Genomic DNA, 20,585 nt, shown 5'->3' with positions numbered 1-20,585 from the left:
CGGAGTCAGTCCGTGGGAGAGCAGGACGTCGCTGACCAACAAGGGGCATTTTCGCGCGCGGAGGCCCCCTCCCCGGCAGCGGCCGGGGAGGGGGCCTCCGGCGTACGGGCGTTTTTCTCCAGTTTTTGCTTCGGTTTGCTTTTGCGCCATCAGGTCTTTGTTACCCCTAGGACAAAATTTGGCCTCATTTCAGCAATCTTCCGGAAATCTCTCAGTTATCTTTCGGTTAGCTCCAAAAATAAAACTGTTCAAGCGCCGAATTCTCGCGTTTGAAGCTTGAATTGCTGATAGGTTTACTTTAGCTCGAGCTGAAATGTAGCCTATCGTCAAAAGGAAACCAAAGTATGAAAGATGGCAAGGAGCCGATCGAGGGCACCTCGGTCGTGGGGTCAACTGCGTCAATTATTAGCCGGGATGAAGAGTTCGCCTGGACGCCGTACGAGCGTGTCGCGATGCTCTTCTTCGGCCCGCACGGGTCGGAGGGTGCTCGCATGGTGGCCATCTGCGCCGAGCCGGGGATGGGGCGACACGACGTCATATCTGGCGTGCTCGCCCAAGCGGAGCGAGCGGGACTTCGTGTGACACGCAAGGGCCTGGGCTCGACGTCCGCCGAGGACGCGACGCGCATTCTCACCAGGACGGCGCGTCTCGCCGAGCACGGTGACGGGAGGGCGGCGATTGCCTTCGACGACATCCCGGCTTCAGACGAGGGGTGCATAGTTCGACAGGCGAGGGCGCTGCGACGCCTTGTCTCGTCGGGCGCTTCCGTGATCTTCTCAATTGCTCCGGAGGCGCGCCAGCTCCTGGAGGAAATCCCGGAGTGTCTTGTCGTCTGGTCCTCGGGACTCGTGTCCCACGGAATTGCTGCCGCGGAAAGGCGCGGGGACTCCCATGAGATGCGCTCGCTCACGCGAGGCATTCCAAGCCTCATGCGCTCGCTCGGCGACACAAAGGCCTCAAGCGCCCTGCCTCAGGCCTTCTACGACGCCTTCGGCGAGCTCGTGGCTGCGTCCGTCCGTCGTAGCCTGACCGACGAGGAGCTCAGGCTCAGGCTTGCTATGCTCCTTCTTGGTCGAGGCACCGTCGAGGACCTCATCGGTGTGATTGGAAAGCTTCCGCAGGACGTCATGGCCTCCCTCCGCGCTGACGCTCCCCTGTTTGGGGTTGCGTCCAGCCTTGAGTCCTTCGAGTGCCTCTGCTGTCACCTGCCCCTTGCGCTCTCGGCTGCCCTCCCGAGGCTCTCCGCCCTCTGCTCGCTCTTTCCGGACGTGCTTGAGTCCTCGGCGCGGATGCTTGTCTCCAATGGGGAATATCGGCGTGCTGCCGCGCTCTACAAGATGCTCGGATGTGGCGGATCAGACGAGGTTGTTCTGGCGCATGGCGCCGAGTTCCTTGAGGTGGGGGAGGTGTCGCTGGTTCGCCGGGCACTCATGGGGTCGACGATCGACCTGGGCCGCGGCGCGGTGAGCTCCCTCGGGGCCGCGCTCGCTGCGGTGGCAAGGAGGGGAAAGACCGAGAAGGACCGTCTTGAGGTGAGCGTCTCGGCGGAGTCCGACAGGTTCGCGCTCCTCTTTGTCGACGCTCGCAGGGTTCTGAGGGCGGAGCCGCCGCTCGTGAGTCGCCCCGAGGCGTTGCCGGGCCTGCTGGCCCAGCGCGCTTCGGTGCACCTGGAGGCGTGCTCACTGCTGGCGGGCGGGCATCCAAGCGCGGCCCTCAGGCTGCTCGTCGCACATCCTCGCAGCAGCTCTGAGATGACGGTCAGCTCCGCTCTTCTCGACCTTGACTTTGAGGTGGCTCGCCTGCTCGTGGGTGACCGCGAGGCAAGGGGCGTCTCAAGGCCTGACGAGGCGGCTCGGTTCCTCTCGGCAACGAGCCTCGAGGGCCTGTCCGGGTACGCATCGCTTGCGAGCCTGATTCGCGCCGTCGTGACGGGTGACGCGAGCGCCGCGGCGGAGGCGGACGTGCTCATGGCACGCTCCGAGCGCTCCGGAGACAGGCTGGCCCAGGTGGTGGCGCTTCTCGCCGGCTGCGTCTGCGACCTGAGGGCAAAGGCAAGCGCGCGGGCAAACGTCAGGTCGCTGCTGGCCGAGACGGTAGCCGAGAAGAGCTCGCTGGACTACCTCGGTCGCGTCGCGAGGCTCCTGGGTGACGTCGCCCGCTTCCTCATGGGCGAGACCCTGGAAATGGGCCTTGAGGACGGCCCGCGCGACGACCTCTCCGCGGTGCGCTCGCTCGTCAGGGCGGCGATGGCGCTGCGGGAGGACGCTTCGCTGGCGCCTGTGGTCCCGGAGGACGTGCCGAGGGACGCGCTGTGGCTGGTCTCCCTGCTCGCAACGGGCATCGGGGAGTTTTCCGGGCTCGTGCGCGAGCGTATGCCGCAGGGGTGGAGGCGTGCTCTGGCCACTGTTGAGGAGGGCGAGGACGAGCGCATGCGCGACGGGCGCGACGTGTCCGTCTGCGAGCTTGCGGGGCTCGACCGTCCCCCGCTCGGCGACCCGACGGTTCCGATCGAGGTCACGTTGCTTGGGGGATTTGCCGTCTACGTACGGGGCGTCAGGATCGCGGACAACAAGCTCGAGCAGAGGAGTGCCAAGTCTATGCTCGAGTACCTGGTCCTGCGTCACGGAGCCTGTGCGAAGCGGTTCCAGCTCGTGGAACAGGTCTGGCCCGACTGCGACTACGTGTCGGGCTTCAACCGCGCCTATCAGGCCACGAGCTCTCTGCGGGCGGCGATCGCGGAGATTGACCCGAGCCTGGACCCGTTCCTCGCAAGTCGCTCGAGCAGGGAGGTGTCACTGGACATGGGGCTCGTTCGCTGCGACGTGGACGTGTTCAGGGCGCTCGCGCGGGAGGCGTCGGACTCCCGGGACCCCGCGCGCTCCCTGACGATGGCGCGCCAGGCGGAGCGTCTCTACGCGGGGGACCTGTACCTGCCCCCGGTCGACGCCCTCGGGTACGTCTCGTCCGTGCGCGACGAGCTCAAGGAGCTCTACGCAGACGCGATGGTCGCCGGCGGTGACGCCGCCCTGCGGCTTGGGCAGGAGAGAACCGCGGCGCGCCTGGCCGCCAACGCGCTCATGGCGAACGACCTCAGGGAGGACGCGGTCATCGTGCTGGTGAGGGCCCTGCGGGCGAGCGGCCGTGCCGTGGAAGCGGACCGACAGTACCGTCACTACAACAACCGGCTGAGAAGGGCGGGGAAACACACGCCGTCGGGGCGTCTGAAGCAGGTCATGGAGGAGGTGGGGCCAGCGTCGCCGGGCGTGTCGTGACGGTTGGGCGTGGAGAAAAAGTGGGAGGGGAGTCATGGGACGCGCAGGTCATTGGGTGCGCTTTTGGTGAGACCGACGTGCGCGCCCCATGCCAAGCCCTCCAATGAGTAGAGTGTTGGGGGTGAGTGCGCTTATCGGCGCCGCCGAACTACAGCAAAGGGAGACACATGCCCAACTTTCTCTCCAAGCTCCTTTCCATGGGATCGGACAAGGAGCTCAAGGAATTCGAGCGCATCACGGCGCGGGTGAACGAGCTCGAGCCGAAGTTCAAGGCCCTCACGGACGACGAGCTCCACGGCATCACCGCGGTGTTCCGCGAGCGCTACGAGGCGGGCGAGACGCTTGATGACCTGCTGCCGGAGGCGTTCGCCGCCGTGCGCGAGGCCTCGGTGAGGACGACGGGCCTGCGCCACTTTGACGTGCAGATCATCGGTGGCATCGCGCTGCACCGCGGCACCATCGCCGAGATGAAGACCGGCGAGGGCAAGACGCTCGTCTCCACGCTTGCCGGCTACCTCAACGCCATCCCGGGCAAGGGCGTCCACATCGTTACGGTGAACGACTACCTCGCCAAGCGAGACAGCGAGTGGATGGGGAGAATCTACCGGTTCCTGGGCATGTCCGTCGGCCTCATCCAGAACGGCATGCGCCTGCCGATGAAGAAGCCGGCCTACGAGGCCGACGTCACCTACGGCACGAACTCCGAGTTCGGCTTTGACTACCTGCGCGACAACATGGTCACCCGGCCCAACATGCGCGTCCAGCGCGGGCACCACTACGCTATCGTCGACGAGGCCGACTCGATCCTGATCGACGAGGCTCGCACCCCGCTCATCATCTCCGGCGCCGGGACCAAGTCCGCCAGCACCTACAAGGACTTTGCCCGCGCCGTGCGCGGCCTCACACCCGAGGTCGACTTCGAGATGGACGAGGCGAAGCACACCATCGCGACCACTGACGAGGGCCTGAAGAAGGTCGAGCGCTCCCTCGGCATCGAGGACATCTACGCCGACGCGTCCGGCCAGCTCGTCAACCACCTGCAGCAGGCGCTCAAGGCCGAGTACATGTTCCACCGCGACCAGCAGTACGTGGTCGTGGACGGCGAGGTCAAGATCGTCGACGAGTTCACGGGCCGCATCATGGAGGGCAGGCGCTACTCCGAGGGCCTGCACCAGGCCATCGAGGCCAAGGAAGGCGTGATCGTCCGCGAGGAGAACCAGACGCTCGCCACCATCACGCTCCAGAACTACTTCCTCATGTACGACAAGCTCTCCGGCATGACGGGCACCGCCATGACCGAGGACGCGGAGTTCCGCGAGGTCTACCACATTCCCGTCCAGGTCATCCCGCCCAATAAGCCCGTCATCCGCGTTGACCACGACGACCTCGTCTACCGCACGATCGACGCCAAGTTCAAGGCGGTCGCGGACGACGTCGTGGAGCGCCACGCGAAGGGGCAGCCCTGCCTCGTGGGCACCGTCTCCATCGAGAACTCCGAGCGACTCTCGCGCATCCTGGACAAGCGGGGCATCAAGCACAACGTCCTCAACGCCAAGTTCCACGAGCGCGAGGCGCAGATCGTGGCGCAGGCCGGCCGCGAGGGCGCCGTCACCATCGCGACCAACATGGCCGGTCGTGGCACGGACATCCTGCTTGGCGGCAACCCCGAGCTCATCGCCGAGGACTTCCTGCGCGTTGACGGCGTCGAGCCCGAGGAGGCGACCCCGGAGCAGCGCTCCGAGGCCCTCGCCCGCGCCAAGGAGATCTGCGACGCAGAGAAGGAGCGCGTCAAGTCCGCGGGCGGCCTCTGCGTGATCGGCACGGAGCGCCACGAGAGCCGACGCATCGACAACCAGCTCCGCGGCCGCTCCGGCCGTCAGGGAGATCCCGGCGAGACCCAGTTCTACCTCTCCCTCGAGGACGACCTCATGCGCCTGTTCGGCGGTGACCGCATGGACCGCATCTCGGCGATGATGCAGAAGTACGAGATGCCGGACGACATGCCGATTCAGAACAAGCTCGTCACCAAGGCGGTCGAGAGTGCGCAGCGCAAGGTCGAGGAGGTCAACTTCGCCATGCGCAAGAACGTCCTCGACTACGACAACGTCATGAACACCCAGCGCCAGGTCATCTACGAGGAGCGCAACAAGATCCTCGACGGCAAGGACCTCATGGAGCGCGTCGGCGAGGTCACCTTCGACACGGTTCAGCGTGAGGTTGCCTCGTTCTGCCCCGAGGGCAAGAAGCACGACGAGTGGGACGAGCGCGGGCTCGAGCGCTGGCTCCAGGAGCTCACCGGCCGCAAGGACGTCCCGTCGGTCGAGGACGGCCAGGACGAGGGCGACGTGGTGGAGATGGTCGACGAGTTTGTCGACACGTGCTTTGCCGAGAAGGCCGAGCGGATCGGCCAGGAGCCCATGCACGCCCTGTCTGCCCAGGTCATGCTCCGCGTCATCGACACGCGCTGGATGGCCTACCTGCAGGAGATGGACTACCTCAAGACGGGCATCGGCCTGCGCGGCTTTGGCCAGCGCGACCCGCTCGTCGAGTACAAGAGCGAGGCGTACGCCGCCTTCACCGAGCTCGTCAACACGATGTACGAGGACTTCCTGCGCACGATCCTGCGCCTCGAGGTCGTTGTGAGGCCAAACGCCCCCCAGGCCCCGGCACCGGCGGAGGAGGAGCCCGACGAGCTTCGCGGCGCGCGCTACTCCGGTCCCTCCGAGGCCGACGGCGCCCAGGGCGGCGCGCGTGCGGTCGCGTCGGGCGTCCGCGCCCCCGCGGGCCCCGCGCCTCAGGGGGCCAACCCCGGCGTGTCCAAGCCTCGCACCTACCGCAAGGCCGATGACCCGGACCCCTACGTGGGGGTCGGGCGCAACGACCCCTGCCCGTGCAGGAGCGGCAAGAAGTTCAAGAACTGCCACGGCAGGAACAGGTAGATGGCGGACGCGAGCAAGCCCGACCTTCTCGCCCTCTCAGAGCGCCTGGAGGAGGTGGCGGGCTACCTGCACATCGACGAGAAGCGCGTCAAGGTCGCCGAGCTCGAGGCGAGAAGTGCTGAGCCGGGCTTCTGGGACGACGCCGACGAGGCCCGCTCCGTCATGGCCCACCTGTCCGCGGCTCGCGACGACGTCACGGGCATCGAGTCCGCACGCTCCCGCCTCGAGGACGCCCGCACGGCGCTCGAGCTGGGCGAGGAGACCGGTGACGAGGATCTTCTCGCCGAGGCGTCCGAGATCGCCGACTCCCTCGAGCGTGACCTCTCGGAGCTTGAGCTCTCGAGCTGGTTCACCGACGAGCTGGACCACGGCGACGCCATCGTGACCGTGACGCCGGGCCAGGGCGGCCTGGAGGCGCAGGACTGGTGCGAGATGCTCTTCCGCATGTACCTGCGCTACTGTGACCGCCGCGGCTGGAAGGTGACGGTCAACGACGCGCCCGCGGCCGAGGTCATCGGCATCGATCGGGCCACCTTCACTGTGAGCGGGAAGAACGCCTACGGGATGCTGCGCGCCGAGCAGGGCGTGCACCGCCTCGTGCGCATCTCTCCGACCGACGACAAGAAGCGTCGCCAGACCACCTTTGCCGGCGTGGAGGTCCTTCCGGTGCTGCCGGACGACGTCGAGGTAGAGATTGACCCCAACGACCTGCGCATCGACGTCTACCACGCCTCGGGCCACGGCGGTCAGGGAGTGAACACCACCGACTCCGCCGTCCGCATCACGCACCTGCCCACAGGTACGGTCGTGACCTGCCAGAACGAGCGCAGCCAGCTCCAGAACAAGGCGTTTGCCATGAAGATCCTCAAGAGCCGCCTCTACGAGATGGAGCTCGAGAAGCGCGCGGCGGAGCTCGACGAGCTGCGCGGGCCCAAGCACGACATAGGCTTCGGCAACCAGATCAGGAGCTACGTCCTCTACCCCTACCAGCTCGTCAAGGACCTGCGCACCGGCGTCGAGACCGGCAACGTGGAGTCCGTCCTCGACGACGGCGACCTCGACCGCTTTGTGGTGGGGTACCACCGCTGGGTCGTGGGCGGAGGGGGCGCGTCGTGACCCGCGTGCCCTGGCGCACCGTCGTGCGTGACGCGACGCTCATCGTGGGCGGCTCGCTGCTGTTTGCGATCGGCGTCGACTGCTTCGAGATCCCCTACGGGCTCGCCGCCGGCGGCGTAACGGGCCTTGCCACGGTCTTCTCGGCCATTGCCGAGCGAATGGGCTTCGCGCTGCCGGTGGGCATGCAGACCATCGTCATGAACGTGCTGCTCATGGCCCTCGTGGTCCGCTCGGGCGATCGCGGCTACATCGCGCGCACGGTGGGCGGCATCCTGGCCTGCGGCATCCTCACGGACGCGCTCGTCCCCGTCCTGCCCGTCTTTGGCAGCGAGAAGGACCTGCTGCTGTGCGCGATAGCGGGAGGCGTGGTCACCGGCATCGGGCTCGGTCTGGTGTTTCGCTCCGGGGGCAACACCGGCGGCACGGACATCGTCGCCCAGGTGCTGGCGCGGCGGACCGCCATGCCCGTGGGCGTCGCGGTGATCATCGTTGACGGGGTGATCATCGCCTTCTCCGCCACGGTCTTCTCGGTCGAGCAGGCGCTCTACGCGGCCGTGGCGATGTTCATCAGCGGAAAGGTGATCGATGCAGTGGTGGACGGGCCGCGCTCCGAGCGTGCCGCCTACATCATCTCGGTCGAGCACGAGAGGATCGCCAACGAGATCCTCTACACCCTCAACCGCGGGTGCACGGAGCTGCAGGCCCGCGGCGTGTGGAGCGGCAACGCGCGCCCCGTGCTCTTCTGCGTCCTCGGCCGCTCCGAGAGCGTTCGCCTCAAGCAGATCGTCGCTGCGTGCGACCCCGAGGCCATCGTGGTCATCTCGGAGGTCCACGAGGTCTTTGGCGAGGGCTTCAAGCAGATTGACGGATAGGTCGCCCGCACGGGGCTAGTCGTCCGAGTCTCCCATGAGCGCCGGGTCCACCCTGAGGACCTCGCCGACGCCGAAGGCCTTGAGCTTGGCGAGCTGCGAGTCGGTGGCCCCGGTGTCGGTGATGAGGAGGTCGACCTCGTCCGCGGACCCGAACTGGAAGCTTGACGTGAGGCCGATCTTCGAGGAGTCGGCCACGATCACGTGCTGGCGCGAGCGCTCGAGCATGAGCGCGTTGATGGCGGGCTCGGGAGCGGTCGCGGAGGTGAGGCCGTAGTTGGCCGAGATTCCCGTGACGCCCAGGAAGCACTTCGTCGCGGTGACGCGCTTGATGTAGTCGAGCGCGACCTCCCCGGTCATGGACGCCTTGGGTGGGCGGATCTCTCCTCCGGTGAGCAGGATGGAGACGTTGGGACGCTCGTCAAGCAGCAGCGCCTTGCCGTTGTTGGTGATGACGGTGACGTCCTGGGCAGTGATGAAGCGGATGATGCCGAGCGCGGTGGAGCTCGCGTTGATGAAGATGGCGTCCCCGTCCTCGACGTGGCGGGCGGCCTCGCGCGCGATGGCCTTGTTGGCGCGTATCTGACGGGAGCCCGAGGGCCGGCCGAGCGGGTTGAGCAGCTTCGCGGAGCCGTACTGGCGCGAGACGACCTGCTTGGACTCGAGGTAGTCGAGGTCGCGCCTGATGGTGAGCGTGGAGACGCCGAACTTCTCGGCAAGCTCCGCGACGCTCACCTGGCCACGGCTCTCCAGCAGGGCGATTATCGCGTCGCGACGGGAGGCAACGTAGGCCCTGCTTCTCTTCATGCGCATTCCTCCCGACGACTCCAAAAAAGCCCGCCCTTACAGTATACGAACACAAGCGACTAAAGCAACACGAAAACATTCATATTTTGTAGAGCGTTCGAACATAAAATAAGAGCGCAACATAAGTAAAAAGTGTAAGGAAATCAAGCGGCATATTATATGAACGATGCGTCGTAAACACACGTTCAAAGTTTATCATAATGAACAAAATAGCTCAAATATGGCATAGTATTATTAGGAATATGATGTAACGATTACGGTCGATTTCATACCGTTCGGAGGAATATTTGGAGTTACCGCGTTCGAAATGTGAAAAAATCGTTGCCGAGACGTTCAGTTAATGACACACTTATGAACGTTACGAGACCACGGGCGATCGCCCGCGAGAGAGGAAGTAGAGGTGATGGGACATGCTGAGTGATCTTCTCGACGAGAGCCTGGTTCTGCTCGACGTCGAGGCCTCCGACTGGGAGGACGCCATCAGGAAGGCGGCCCAGCCGCTCGTCGACAACAAGAAGGTGACCCCCTCCTACGTTGACGACATCATCAAGGGCGTCAACGAGCTGGGCCCCTACATCGTCATCACGGAGCACGTCGCGCTGCCGCACGCCCGCCCCGAGAGCGGCGCTCTCGAGTCCGCCGTGGGCATCGTGACCCTCAAGGAGCCGGTCGAGTTCGGCAGCGCCGACAACGACCCGGTCAAGTATCTGTTCCCGCTCTCCGCCAAGGACAACGACAGCCACCTCGGTGCGCTGCAGTCCCTCGTCGAGCTGCTCTCCGACCCGGACTTCTTCGCGCAGCTCGACAGCGCCTCCACGCCTAAGGATGTCGTGGACCTCGTCCACGCCAAAGAAGGGAGAATGTAATGGCTAAGACGTATCACGCTCTCGTTTGCTGCCGCGCTGGCATGGGCTCTTCCATGATGCTCAAGATCAAGTGCGACCAGGTCATCAAGGAGGAGGGCCTGCCCATCGAGACCGAGCACGGCAACCTCGACTCCCTGATCGGCTTCAACGGCGACCTCGTCATCACCATGAGCGACCTCACCGACGAGCTCAACGCCGACTCCCGCGTCCCCTCCGCCGTGGGCATCACCAACATCGTCGACAAGAACGAGATCAAGGAGAAGCTCTCCGCCTGGGTCGCCGAGCACGCCGAGTAGCACCCCGTTATTCCTGACTGAGTAGGTTCTGAAGGACTTAAGCTCCGCTGGAAGGACTTAATTCATGGATATCGTCAACGTTATTCTCAACCAGCTGAGGGAGACCTCGGTCATCATGGGCATCATCGCCCTCGTTGGCCTTCTCCTTCAGAAGAAGTCGGCCGTTGACGTCTTCTCGGGCACCGTGAAGACCATCATCGGCTTCATGATCTTCAACATCGGCTCCAACGCCATGTCGGCGCAGGTCACGATCTTCTCCAACATGTTCAGCACCGCCTTCAACATCAACGGCGTCGTGACGCAGGTCGAGGCCGCTACGGCCATGGCCCTCAACCAGTACGGCCTTGAGGTGTCGCTCGTCTTCGTCCTCGGCTTCGCGATGAACCTCGTGTTCGCCCGCTTCACGCCGTTCAAGGCCGTCTTCCTGACCGGCCAGCACTTCCTGTACTTCGCGTGCGTCCTGGCGCTCGTCTTCATCGCCCTCGGCGCCCCGACCGTCGTCACCGTCGTCCTCGGCGGTGTCATCCTCGGCTTCTGCGGCGCGGCCCTGCCGTCGTTCTGCCAGCCGTTCGTGAACAAGCTGACCGGCTCCGACACCATCGCCATCGGTCACTTCAACTGCATCGGCTACGCCGTCTCCGGCTACATCGGAAAGCTCTTCACCAAGAGCACCGAGAAGGCCCAGGAGGAGGCCAACGAGAAGGAGCTCCCCGAGTTCTTCAAGCTCTTCCGTGACTTCGTGTTCTCCGTGGCCCTGTTCATGGTCGTGCTCTTCTACATCGTGACCATCGCCTGCTACGTGACCGGCAACTTCACCGAGGAGATCACCGCCAACTTCGGCAACAACATCTGGTGGATCTGGCCCTTCATGGCCGGCCTGCAGTTCGCCGCCGGCATGTCCGTCCTCATCTACGGCGTGCGCCAGTTCATCGCCGAGATCACCGCGGCCTTCGTGGGCATCTCCGAGAAGCTCATCCCGGATGCCCGCCCCGCCGTCGACTGCCCGGCCATCTTCCCGTTTGCCCCGAACGCCGTCATCATCGGCTTCATCGGCTCCTTCCTCGGCGGCCTCGTCGCCATGGCCATCCTCGTTGCCGTGGGCTCCGACGTCATCTTCATCCCGGCTGCCGGCATCTGCTTCTTCTCCGGCGGCACCTGCGGCGTCTGCGGCTACGCCTACGGCGGCTGGAAGGGCGCCCTGCTCGGCTCCTTCCTCGTGGGCATCTTCCTGTGCGCCGGCTGCCTGGTCCTGTACCCGGCCTTCGCCGACCTCGGAATCGCCGACGCCTCCTTCCCGAACGTCGACTACAACATCGTCGGCTCGATCATCTACGGCATCGGCAGCATCTTCGCCTAAGCCGGGAACCGGATTTGTACTGCCTACTCAGCTCTAAGGTCTAAGGCCGAGGGCGCTCGCGGAAGCAAGCCCGCGGGCGCCCTCGGCGCAAGTGAGGGAGGGAACTGCCGTGATTGACGTCTCCACGCTGCGCGACGCGCACCTCGGGGGACTGCTCGTCCAGGTGATCGACTCCGCGCCGGTCGCGCTCATGGCCAAGGCCGCGGGGATCGACTTCCTGCTCGTGGACGAGGAGCACGGCGACGTCGACGACGCGCGCCTGAGCACGCTCATGATGCTCGGCAACCAGATCGGCCTCCCCACCGTCGTCCGCGCCCCGCAGCTGGCGCGCGCGGACGTGTCTCGCCTGCTCGATCGCGGCGCCTCGGGCGTCATGGTCCCCATGATGGAGACGCCCGAGCAAGCCCGCCAGCTGACGGACTGGGCAAAGTACCCGCCCCTTGGGCGACGCAGCTACTCCGGCGGCGCCCACACGGCATACGGCCCCTCGGGCCACCATGCCACCAACATGGCGCGCGCCAACGCCGGCACGCTCGCCATCGCGCAGATCGAGACCGTTGCCGGCGTGGAGCGCGTGGAGGAGATCCTGGCCGTCCCCGGCATCGACGCCGCCGTGGTCGGTCCCTGCGACCTCGCCATCTCAATGGGCTACCCCGACGCGGTGGGCTGCCCGGAGGAGCTCGCGCTCATCGACCGCGTGCGCGACGCCTGCGTGGCGGCGCGCAAGGGCTTCGGCATCATCGGCGGCAACGCGCTCATCGGGCGCTACGCCCGGGACATCAACCTCATGGTGTCCGCCATCGACGTGCACATCCTGCGTGACGCCTTCGCGGACGCCGCGCTTGACTATCAGACCATCCGCGCCCAGGCATAGGGCCCGACCCGGAGAAGAAATGTCCAAGAACAGGAAAAAGAGCGGTACCGAGAAGAAGCGTCCCAACGCGGCCGAGCAGACCCTCACGCCGGCCCAGAAGGTGGCCCGCGAGGACCTCGGGGACTTCGTCGGAATATCGATGGGGGAGGGCGAGAAGCCCGAGGAGAAGGAGGCGGCCGCCCGCGAGGGGGCGGGGGACTCCCTGGGCGAGGTTCTTCTCGCCGTGGAGGAGGACCGCACGCGCCTGCTGGTGCAGGGCATCGCCTACCTGCTGCTCGCGTTCTTCGGCCTGTTCCTCGTGCTGGGCGGCATCGGAGCCACGCAGATCGCGCAGAACGTGGCGTACCTGACGCTGGTCGTGGTGGGCCTTCCGGTGGCGTGGTTCTCGTCAAAGGCGATGGGTCGCCGCCTGGGCAAGTTCGCGCGCCACGTGGGGGTCGTCGACCTCTGCGAGCGCGGTGTGCGCATCTACGTGAGCACGGACGCCAAGCGAGCCCTCTCGGTGCCCTACGGGGGCGTCAAGGCGTACAAGCTCATCCGCCAGGGCAGCGCGCTCAGGCTGCTGCTCTCCGGTGACTGGGTCGCCCACCCCTCGGGCTTTCACTTCGTTGACATCAACCGCCCCTTCATGGCGGGCACGCTCGACGCCCTGGAGGAGCAGATCCTGGGGATCCTGCGCGCGCACCACGTGAAGCAGGCCAAGAAGTAGTCATTTGGAAGCGGGCCCCGCGGGGCCTTCTAGGTAAGGAGGATCAATGGCAACCGACAAGGAGCAGGTCGTCGAGTTTCTCGACATCGTGAGGGGCTCCCTCGACAAGTACGTCGCGGGCATCGACTTCGAGGCGCTCTCCGCGGCCAAGAGGCTCATTCAGCAGAGCGAGGCCGCCGGCGGCCGCCTGCACGTGACGGGCATCGGCAAGCCGGGTCACGTCTCCGGCTACGCCGCGTCGCTCTTCTCGTCCACCGGCACCCCCACCTACGAGCTTCACGGCACCGAGTGCGTGCACGGCTCCGCCGGCCAGACCAAGCCCGGCGACGTGGTGATCGCCATCTCCAACTCCGGCGAGACGAGCGAGCTCAAGAGCACCGTCACCTGCCTCAAGGGCGTGGGCGTGCACATCATCGCGCTCACGGGCAACCCCGAGAGCTGGCTGGCCAAGGAGGCCGAGGTCGCGCTCATCGCTGGCGTGGACCAGGAGGGCGACTCCATGAACAAGCCGCCGCGCGCCTCCATCCTCGCCGAGATCCTGGAGCTCCAGTGCCTCTCGATCCTGCTGCAGAACGACTACGGCCTCGAGCCCACCCAGTACGTCAAGTGGCACCCGGGCGGGGCGCTCGGCGCCTCGATCCGCGAGGGCAAGTAGAAGCGTCGCCACGAGGAAAGGAAACGCACATGTCCAAGTTCCAGGGCATCATCGTCCCCATGGTCACCCCGTTCAACCGCGACGACGCCCAGACCATCAACTACGAGGCGGGCGAGAAGCTCGTCGAGAAGCTCATCGCGGGCGGCGCCTCGGGCATCTTCACCTTTGGCTCCAACGGCGAGTTCCACGTCTGCACCCCGGACGAGAAGATCGAGTTCTCCAAGTTCGTGATCGAGAAGGTCGCGGGCCGCGTGCCGGTGTACGTGGGCACGGGCGCCTGCTCCACGCGCGAGGCGTGCGAGATGTCGAAGCGCGCCGAGGCCATCGGTGCCGACGCGCTCTCCGTGATCAACCCGTACTTCCTCGGCATCTCCGACGTGCAGGTGGCCACCTACTTCCGCATGGTGGCCGAGAGCGTCAAGATCCCGGTCATGCTCTACAACATCCCCAAGGCCACGGGCAAGAACATCTCCCCCGAGGTCGTGGCCGAGGTCGCTCAGATCGACAACGTCAAGGGAGTCAAGGACTCCTCGGGCAACATGGACAACCTCAAGGCCTACATCGAGGCCGCGGCCGGCAAGGACGTCGACGTCCTCGTCGGCTCCGACGGCAAGATCTCCGAGGCCCACGCGCTCGGTGCGTCCGGCGCGGTGGCCGGCACGGCGAACCTCATCACCGAGGTCGTCGTCAACCTGTGGAAGGCTCTCGAGGCGGGCGACGGGGAGGAGGCCGCCCGCCTCCAGGCCGAGATCGAGCCCATCCGCGACGTCCTGCACCTCGGCTCCACGCCGCAGACCCTCAAGCGCTCGCTCGAGCTGGCCGGCTACGAGGTCGGCCCGGCGCGCTTCCCGGTCACCGAGGTCGCCGAGGGCGTGGACGAGAAGGCCGTCGCGATGCTGGACCACTACGGCATCTCCCACAGGTAGGGGTTCTTCTCGCCAGGCAAAGTCGATGCGAAAGGAGCATCCCATGATTCTTCAGAAGGCCACCGTGACCAAGGCGCTCTATGACACCTGCGCGTTTGCCGTGGTGCGCGTCCCCACCGTGGAGCGTGGCTGCGAGATCGCCGAGGGCCTGCTCAAGGGCGGCGTGCGCGCGATGGAGATCAGCTACACCCTGCCCAACGCCGGCGAGGTCATCTCCGGCATCAAGGAGCGCTTTGGCGACGACATGATCGTGGGCGCCGGCACCGTCATGGAGGCCACGACGGCGCGTCTGGCCATCATGAGCGGCGCGGAGTTCATCGTGGCCAACATGCTCTCCGACGAGGTCGCGCGCATCTGCAACCTCTACCAGATTCCGTATGCCCCGGGCTGCACCACCATGACCGAGGCCAACCACGCCCTCGAGATCGGCGCGGCCTACATCAAGTGCTTCCCGATCTCCAACACCTACGGCAAGCAGCTCGTGGGCCTGTTCAAGACCCCGACGCCCTGGATGCCGCTCATGGCCTCCGGCGGCATCAACCTGGACAACCTCGCCGACTGGGTGAAGACCGGCATCGAGTGCTGCGGCATGGGGAGCCTGCTCACCAAGGGCAGCGCCGACGACATCGCCAAGAACGCCGCCGAGGTGCGCCGCATCATCGACGAGACGCGCGCGGGGATGTAAGAGGGCTGTCAACTGGTCTTTGTTCGCCCTGTGAAATGCGACCGTTCGCGGCCTCTCGGCGGAAGTCGGGGGGCCGCGCGTGTAACTTAGAGACGTCAGCTCTGACAAAGAAGGGGGAGATCATGAAGTTCTTCATCGACACCGCCGATCTTGACGAGATCAAGGAGGCCCTGTCCTGGGGATGCCTGGCCGGCGTCACCACCAACCCGTCGCTGTACGCGCGCACGGGCGGCAAGCTCGCGGACTTCGAGGACCACATGGTCAAGATCGCCGAGATGTGCGGTGACCTGCCCGTGTCCGCCGAGTCCCAGGCCAAGACCACCGAGGGCATGATCGAGGAGGGCCGCCACCTGGCGAGCCTGGCCCCCAACATCGTGGTGAAGCTGCCGATCTGCGCCGAGTCCCTGGCCGCCACGCACACGCTCGCCGCCGAGGGCGTCCGCATCAACATGACGCTGATCTTCTCGGCCCCGCAGGCACTTCTCGCCGCCAACGCCGGCGCCCGCTACGTGAGCCCGTTCGTGGGCCGCTTCGACGACATCGGCGAGGACGGCATCTCCGAGCTCGCTAACGTCGTGACCGCCATCGGCAACTACGACTGGACCGGCAAGAACGTGGACAACGTCTGCGAGATCATCACGGCCTCCGTGCGCACGCCCAACCACGTGACGCAGGCCGCCCTCATGGGTGCCGACATTGCCACCGTGCCCTTCGGCGCGCTCAAGAAGTGCCTCAAGCACCCGCTGACCGACCAGGGCATGGCCAGCTTCGACGCTGACTGGGCCAAGGTCGTCGCCGCCCAGTAGGGAAGGGCAGCAAACACCGGAGCGGCGGGGCCTCAGGTCCCGCCGCACGTCTTTAGAAAGGGAGGCACCATGACCGACGAACAGCTCGAGAGGGTTGCCAACGAGGTGCGCAAGGGGGTGCTCGTGGCGACGCACGCCGCCAAGTCGGGCCACCCGGGCGGCTCGCTCTCTGCCGCGGACATCCTCACCTACCTCTACTTCGAGGAGATGAACGTCGACCCGGCCGACCCGAACAAGGCCGACCGCGACCGCTTCGTCCTCTCCAAGGGCCACGCGGCGCCGGGCCTGTACTCCACGCTCGCCGAGCGCGGCTACTTCCCCAAGGAGGACCTCGAGACCCTGCGCCACATCGGCAGCCACCTGCAGGGCCACCCCAACATGAACGACACCCCCGGCGTGGACATGACGACCGGCTCGCTCGGACAGGGCGTCTCGGCCGCCGTTGGCATGGCGCTCGCCGCCAAGCACTGGGGGGACTCGTACCGCACCTACTGCCTGCTCGGCGACGGTGAGATCGAGGAGGGGCAGGTCTGGGAGGCCGCGATGTTCGCGGGCAACCACGCCCTGGACAACCTCGTGGTGATCGTGGACCACAACGGCCTGCAGATTGACGGCACGATCGAGGAGGTCAACTCCGCGATGCCCATCGCGGACAAGTTCCGCGCCTTCAAGTTCCACGTCATCGAGCTCGCCGACGGCAACGACATGGCGCAGGTCCGCGCCGCGTTCGAGGCCGCCCGCGAGGTCAAGGGCGCGCCCGTCGCCATCGTGGCCGAGACGGTCAAGGGCAAGGGCGTCTCGTTCATGGAGAACCAGGTCGGCTGGCACGGCAAGGCCCCCAACGACGAGCAGTTTGCCGAGGCGATGGCCGAGCTTTCTAAGGAGGCGTAAGCAATGGCAGACGTGAAGAAGGTCGCCACGCGTGCGAGCTACGGCGAGGCGCTCGTGGAGCTCGGCGCCGAGCACGACGACTTCGTGGTCTTTGACGCCGACCTCGCGGCGGCGACGCACACCGCCACGTTCAAGAAGGCCTACCCGGAGCGCTTCTTCGACGCGGGCATCGCCGAGGGCAACATGATGGGCCTGGCCGCCGGCGTTGCCACCACGGGCCGCAAGGCGTTTGCGAGCACCTTTGCGATGTTCGCGGCGGGCCGCGCGTTCGAGCAGGTGCGCAACTCCATCGGCTACCCGCACCTCAACGTGAAGATCGGCGCCACGCACGCCGGCATCTCCGTGGGCGAGGACGGCGCCACCCACCAGTGCAACGAGGACATCGCCCTCATGCGCACCATCCCCGGCATGACCGTCATCGTCCCGTGCGACGACACCGAGGCCAAGGCTGCCGTGCGCGCCGCCTACGAGCTGGACGGCCCGGTCTACATGCGCTTCGGGCGCCTTGCCGTGCCGGTGGTCAATGACCCGGACACGTTTGAGTTTGAGGTGGGCAAGGGCATCGTCATGCGCGAGGGCACCGACGTCACCATCGTGGCGTGCGGCCTCATGGTCCAGGCCGCCCTCGAGGCCGCGGAGGCGCTGGCCGAGAAGGGCATCTCCGCCGAGGTCATCGACATGCACACGATCAAGCCGATCGACGCGGACCTCATCGTGGCAAGCGCCGAGAAGACCGGCCGCGTGGTCACCTGCGAGGAGCACTCCGTGATCGGCGGCCTCGGCAGCGCCGTCTGCGACGTGCTCGCCGAGCGCTGCCCGGTGCCCGTGCGCAAGGTGGGCGTGCAGGACACCTACGGGCACTCCGGCCCCGCGGTCGACCTGCTGCACGAGTTTGGCCTCGACGCCGAGGGCATCGCGCGCGAGGTGGAGGAGTTCGTCCGCTAGGCCGCGCCGCGGCGGGAGGTTCTTCTCGCCTGGTGAATACGTTGCTCGTCTTATACCTGGCCTCCCCACGTGGAAGTGGGGAGGTCTTTGCTTTTGTGTGGACGGGGCTCGCGGTCGGTGCTGAAAGCTGGGCGTTTGCTAGACTATGTGCGTATTTGTCCGTTATGAGACAAGGAAAAGGAGCTTCTGTGGCCAGTCACTTTCGCAGCACTGAGCGACAGGGGTCCGAGGGCACGCCGCTCGACGAGGCGGTCAGGCCCGAGACGGCTCCGCAGGTAGAGGTCCTGTCGCCTGACGACACCGGCGCCTTTCTCGCCGCCAACGCCGCAACGAGCGGGGTGATCGCCGAGGAGGCGCCCGCCCCCGAGGTCGCGGTCGAGACGGTCGAGGCGGTCCACGTCGTCACCGCGGCCGAGCCTGCGGACCCGGCCGAGCGTCCGGTGGCCGAGAGCGTCTACTCGTCGCTTGCGGGCGACGACAGCGCCCCCTCGGTCCCGCGCACCGGCACCCCCACCGTGTCGTTCAAAAACGTCACACTCATCTACCCGGCCCAGCCCAACAAGCCCGCGCTCGACAACGTGAGCCTCGACATCTACCCCGGCGAGTTCGTCTTCGTGGTTGGTCACTCGGGCTCCGGCAAGTCGTCGCTGCTGCGCCTCATCACGCGCGAGCTCAAGGCCAGCTCCGGCCAGGTCATCGTGGCCGGGCAGGACCTCACGCGCATGCGCAACAAGAAGGTCCCGTACCTGCGTCGCCAGATCGGCACCGTCTACCAGGACTTCAAGCTCCTGCCGGACAAGACGGTCTACGAGAACGTCGCCTTTGCCCTCGAGTGCATCGGCAAGCCGCGCTCCGTCATCAAGGCGCAGGTCCCGGAGGTGCTTCGCCTCGTGGGCCTCGCCGAGAAGATGAAGCACTTCCCCGACCAGCTCTCCGGCGGCGAGCAGCAGCGCGTCTCCGTGGCGCGCGCGATGGTCAACCGCCCGCCGCTGCTCGTCTGCGACGAGCCCACCGGCAACCTCGACCCGGCGATCTCGCTCGGCATCATGAAGCTGCTCGACATGATCAACCGCGCGGGGACCACCGTCGTCATGGCCACACACGACCGCGAGATGGTCGACTCCATGCGCAAGCGCGTCATCGCGCTCGAGGCGGGCCACGTGGTCCGCGACCAGGAGAGGGGAGGCTACGGCTACTATGGCGCCCTCTAACATCGGATACTCCCTGCGCGAGACGGGCCACCACTTCCGTCGCAACTGGACCACGGTGCTCGGCGCCGTCGTCACGATTTTCCTGTCCCTCTTCATCATCGGCCTGTTCATCCTGGGCTCGGTCATGATCAACAGCATGCTCGGCGGTGTCGAGGACAGCCTCACCATCCAGGCCTTCATCTCGGACAACGCCGACCAGGCGACCATCGAGGCCTTCCAGCAGGAGGTCGAGAGCTGGGACAGCGTCGAGTCCGTGACGTACAAGTCCAAGGAGGAGGCGCTCGAGGAGTACCGCACCTCCATGTCCAACCGCAACGCGAGCGATGCGGTGGCGGCCCTCGACGGCGAGAACCCGCTTCCGGCCTCGCTCGTTATCCGCCTGACCGACGCCCAGCAGGTCCAGGCCACCGCCGAGCGCATCGCGAGCGATGACACCTTCGCTCAGGTCCGCGACGGCATGGACGACCCGGAGTCGAGCGCGTCCGAGGACGTGCTCTACGGCCAGGGCACGGTCGAGCGCCTGCTCGAGTTCACCAACTACATCCGCGTCGCGGCCGTCATCCTCGTCGCGCTGCTGACGTTCGTGGCCTTCGTGTTTATCAACAACACGATCCGCCTCGCCATCACCGCGCGGAGGCGCGAGATCGCGATCATGCGTCTCGTGGGCGCGTCAAACGGCTTCATCCGCGGGCCCTTCGTCATGGAGGGCGTCATCGAGGCCCTCATCGCGGCGGTGCTCGCCATCGCCGCGCTCGCCGGCGGCGTCCAGGCCGTGATGCCGGTACTCGCGAGCAACCTGTCGTTCCTCTCGTTCGACATCCCGGCGACGATGCTCTACGCCACCTTCGGCGCCCTGCTCGTCATCGGTGTGGTGATCGGCCTGTTTGGCTCCGCGATCGCCATGAGGCGCTACCTCAGGGTGTAGCTGCCGCCCAGCGCGCCGTCTGGCCCCCGGCCCGGCTTTGCCCGGTCCGGGGGCCTTTTTGCGCCGTGTTTGGAGGGGGGGCGGGGGCGCTGCGGCCCTCGTGAGGCCTTGGTTTCTGGTTGTCTGTGGTTTTTACCGGCACGCCCGAGTAGGCCGGGGAACGCGCTGGTAGAGAAATGGCACCTTCACGGTAGTACTTGACCGCCCCCGGAAAAACCGCTGACAACCATTGGGCCGGGGTCTTTGCGGGACTGCCGACCCTTGAAAGTGCGGTGTTTGACACAGGCAGGGGGCGGCGGCGAGAAAAACTTGCGCTCGCAGCAACCCTGAGCGCCGTGCGAGCTTCTCGGACCCTTCCGTCGAGTGCGCGAAATTCGGGATGACCTCTCCGGCCTGAGACCTACGCCCTTTGAAAGCAACTGCGGAAACGTTGAGT

19 protein-coding genes are annotated in these 20,585 nt (G+C 66.1%); 18 read left to right on the top strand and 1 reads right to left on the bottom strand.

Translation table 11 applies throughout. The features are described 5' to 3' along the window. The 5 genes from B5F23_RS09840 to B5F23_RS04045 all read left to right on the top strand — a co-directional run. A partial coding sequence (locus tag B5F23_RS09840) for a hypothetical protein (protein WP_206392235.1) occupies positions 1 to 273 on the top strand: 273 nt, incomplete at its 5' end. A gap of 71 nt (positions 274 to 344) precedes the next feature. Then, the gene (locus tag B5F23_RS04060) at positions 345 to 3,272 is read left to right on the top strand and encodes a bacterial transcriptional activator domain-containing protein (protein ID WP_087352046.1); all 2,928 of its coding nucleotides are present in this window, start codon (positions 345 to 347) and stop codon (positions 3,270 to 3,272) included. A 167-nt stretch (positions 3,273 to 3,439) separates the two neighbouring features. Continuing rightward, positions 3,440 to 6,211, top strand: a complete 2,772-nt coding sequence (gene secA / locus B5F23_RS04055; protein ID WP_087352045.1) for a preprotein translocase subunit SecA — start codon at positions 3,440 to 3,442, stop codon at positions 6,209 to 6,211. After that, a complete protein-coding gene (prfB, locus tag B5F23_RS04050) occupies positions 6,212 to 7,327 on the top strand; it encodes a peptide chain release factor 2 (RefSeq protein WP_087352042.1) in 1,116 nt (371 codons plus the stop codon). Next, positions 7,324 to 8,199 carry a YitT family protein gene (locus B5F23_RS04045; RefSeq protein ID WP_087352041.1) on the top strand — a complete coding sequence of 292 codons (876 nt, stop codon included), beginning with the start codon at positions 7,324 to 7,326 and terminating at the stop codon, positions 8,197 to 8,199. Before prfB ends, B5F23_RS04045 begins: the two co-directional genes overlap by 4 nt. Before the next feature lie 15 nt (positions 8,200 to 8,214). Here the strand turns inward: B5F23_RS04045 and B5F23_RS04040 are convergent, their stop codons facing one another. Continuing rightward, positions 8,215 to 9,003: a DeoR/GlpR family DNA-binding transcription regulator gene (locus B5F23_RS04040; RefSeq protein WP_087352040.1), complete on the bottom strand. Its 789-nt coding sequence runs from the start codon at positions 9,001 to 9,003 to the stop codon at positions 8,215 to 8,217. 410 nt (positions 9,004 to 9,413) lie between these two features. Here B5F23_RS04040 and B5F23_RS04035 point away from each other — a divergent pair, with 410 nt between their 5' ends. The 13 genes from B5F23_RS04035 to ftsX all read left to right on the top strand — a co-directional run bounded on the left by B5F23_RS04035 (position 9,414) and on the right by ftsX (position 20,149). Further along, complete coding sequence (locus B5F23_RS04035; RefSeq protein ID WP_087352038.1) at positions 9,414 to 9,869, top strand: PTS sugar transporter subunit IIA; 456 nt, start codon at positions 9,414 to 9,416, stop codon at positions 9,867 to 9,869. Continuing rightward, positions 9,869 to 10,165, top strand: a complete 297-nt coding sequence (locus B5F23_RS04030; protein ID WP_087352036.1) for a PTS sugar transporter subunit IIB — start codon at positions 9,869 to 9,871, stop codon at positions 10,163 to 10,165. Before B5F23_RS04035 ends, B5F23_RS04030 begins: the two co-directional genes overlap by 1 nt. Before the next feature lie 64 nt (positions 10,166 to 10,229). Beyond that, complete coding sequence (locus tag B5F23_RS04025; protein ID WP_241145787.1) at positions 10,230 to 11,522, top strand: PTS ascorbate transporter subunit IIC; 1,293 nt, start codon at positions 10,230 to 10,232, stop codon at positions 11,520 to 11,522. Positions 11,523 to 11,631: 109 nt separating this feature from the next. Then, complete coding sequence (locus B5F23_RS04020) at positions 11,632 to 12,396, top strand: HpcH/HpaI aldolase family protein (RefSeq protein ID WP_206392232.1); 765 nt, start codon at positions 11,632 to 11,634, stop codon at positions 12,394 to 12,396. A gap of 19 nt (positions 12,397 to 12,415) precedes the next feature. After that, on the top strand, positions 12,416 to 13,105 hold the full coding sequence (locus tag B5F23_RS04015; RefSeq protein WP_087352034.1) for a hypothetical protein: 690 nt from the start codon (positions 12,416 to 12,418) through the stop codon (positions 13,103 to 13,105). A gap of 46 nt (positions 13,106 to 13,151) precedes the next feature. Next, positions 13,152 to 13,760 (top strand): SIS domain-containing protein, encoded by a 609-nt coding sequence (locus tag B5F23_RS04010; protein ID WP_087352033.1) that lies wholly within the window; start codon positions 13,152 to 13,154, stop codon positions 13,758 to 13,760. A 29-nt stretch (positions 13,761 to 13,789) separates the two neighbouring features. Beyond that, entirely contained in the window at positions 13,790 to 14,686 is an 897-nt protein-coding gene (locus tag B5F23_RS04005) for a dihydrodipicolinate synthase family protein (RefSeq protein ID WP_087352031.1), read from the top strand. 43 nt (positions 14,687 to 14,729) lie between these two features. Continuing rightward, on the top strand, positions 14,730 to 15,371 hold the full coding sequence (locus tag B5F23_RS04000) for a ketohydroxyglutarate aldolase (RefSeq protein WP_087352029.1): 642 nt from the start codon (positions 14,730 to 14,732) through the stop codon (positions 15,369 to 15,371). 122 nt (positions 15,372 to 15,493) lie between these two features. Then, a complete protein-coding gene (locus B5F23_RS03995) occupies positions 15,494 to 16,177 on the top strand; it encodes a transaldolase family protein (RefSeq protein ID WP_087352027.1) in 684 nt (227 codons plus the stop codon). 69 nt (positions 16,178 to 16,246) lie between these two features. Continuing rightward, positions 16,247 to 17,068 carry a transketolase gene (locus B5F23_RS03990; RefSeq protein ID WP_087352026.1) on the top strand — a complete coding sequence of 274 codons (822 nt, stop codon included), beginning with the start codon at positions 16,247 to 16,249 and terminating at the stop codon, positions 17,066 to 17,068. 3 nt (positions 17,069 to 17,071) lie between these two features. After that, on the top strand, positions 17,072 to 18,013 hold the full coding sequence (locus B5F23_RS03985) for a transketolase family protein (RefSeq protein WP_087352024.1): 942 nt from the start codon (positions 17,072 to 17,074) through the stop codon (positions 18,011 to 18,013). Between the two features lie 188 nt (positions 18,014 to 18,201). Further along, the gene (gene ftsE / locus B5F23_RS03980; protein ID WP_143786354.1) at positions 18,202 to 19,224 is read left to right on the top strand and encodes a cell division ATP-binding protein FtsE; all 1,023 of its coding nucleotides are present in this window, start codon (positions 18,202 to 18,204) and stop codon (positions 19,222 to 19,224) included. Then, positions 19,211 to 20,149, top strand: a complete 939-nt coding sequence (gene ftsX, locus B5F23_RS03975; protein WP_087352022.1) for a permease-like cell division protein FtsX — start codon at positions 19,211 to 19,213, stop codon at positions 20,147 to 20,149. Before ftsE ends, ftsX begins: the two co-directional genes overlap by 14 nt. Positions 20,150 to 20,585 lie beyond the last annotated feature (436 nt).

Source organism: Olsenella sp. An188, from assembly GCF_002160255.1.
Lineage (GTDB): Bacteria > Actinomycetota > Coriobacteriia > Coriobacteriales > Atopobiaceae > Thermophilibacter > Thermophilibacter avistercoris.
This window is presented reverse-complemented; position numbering and strand designations above follow the sequence as displayed.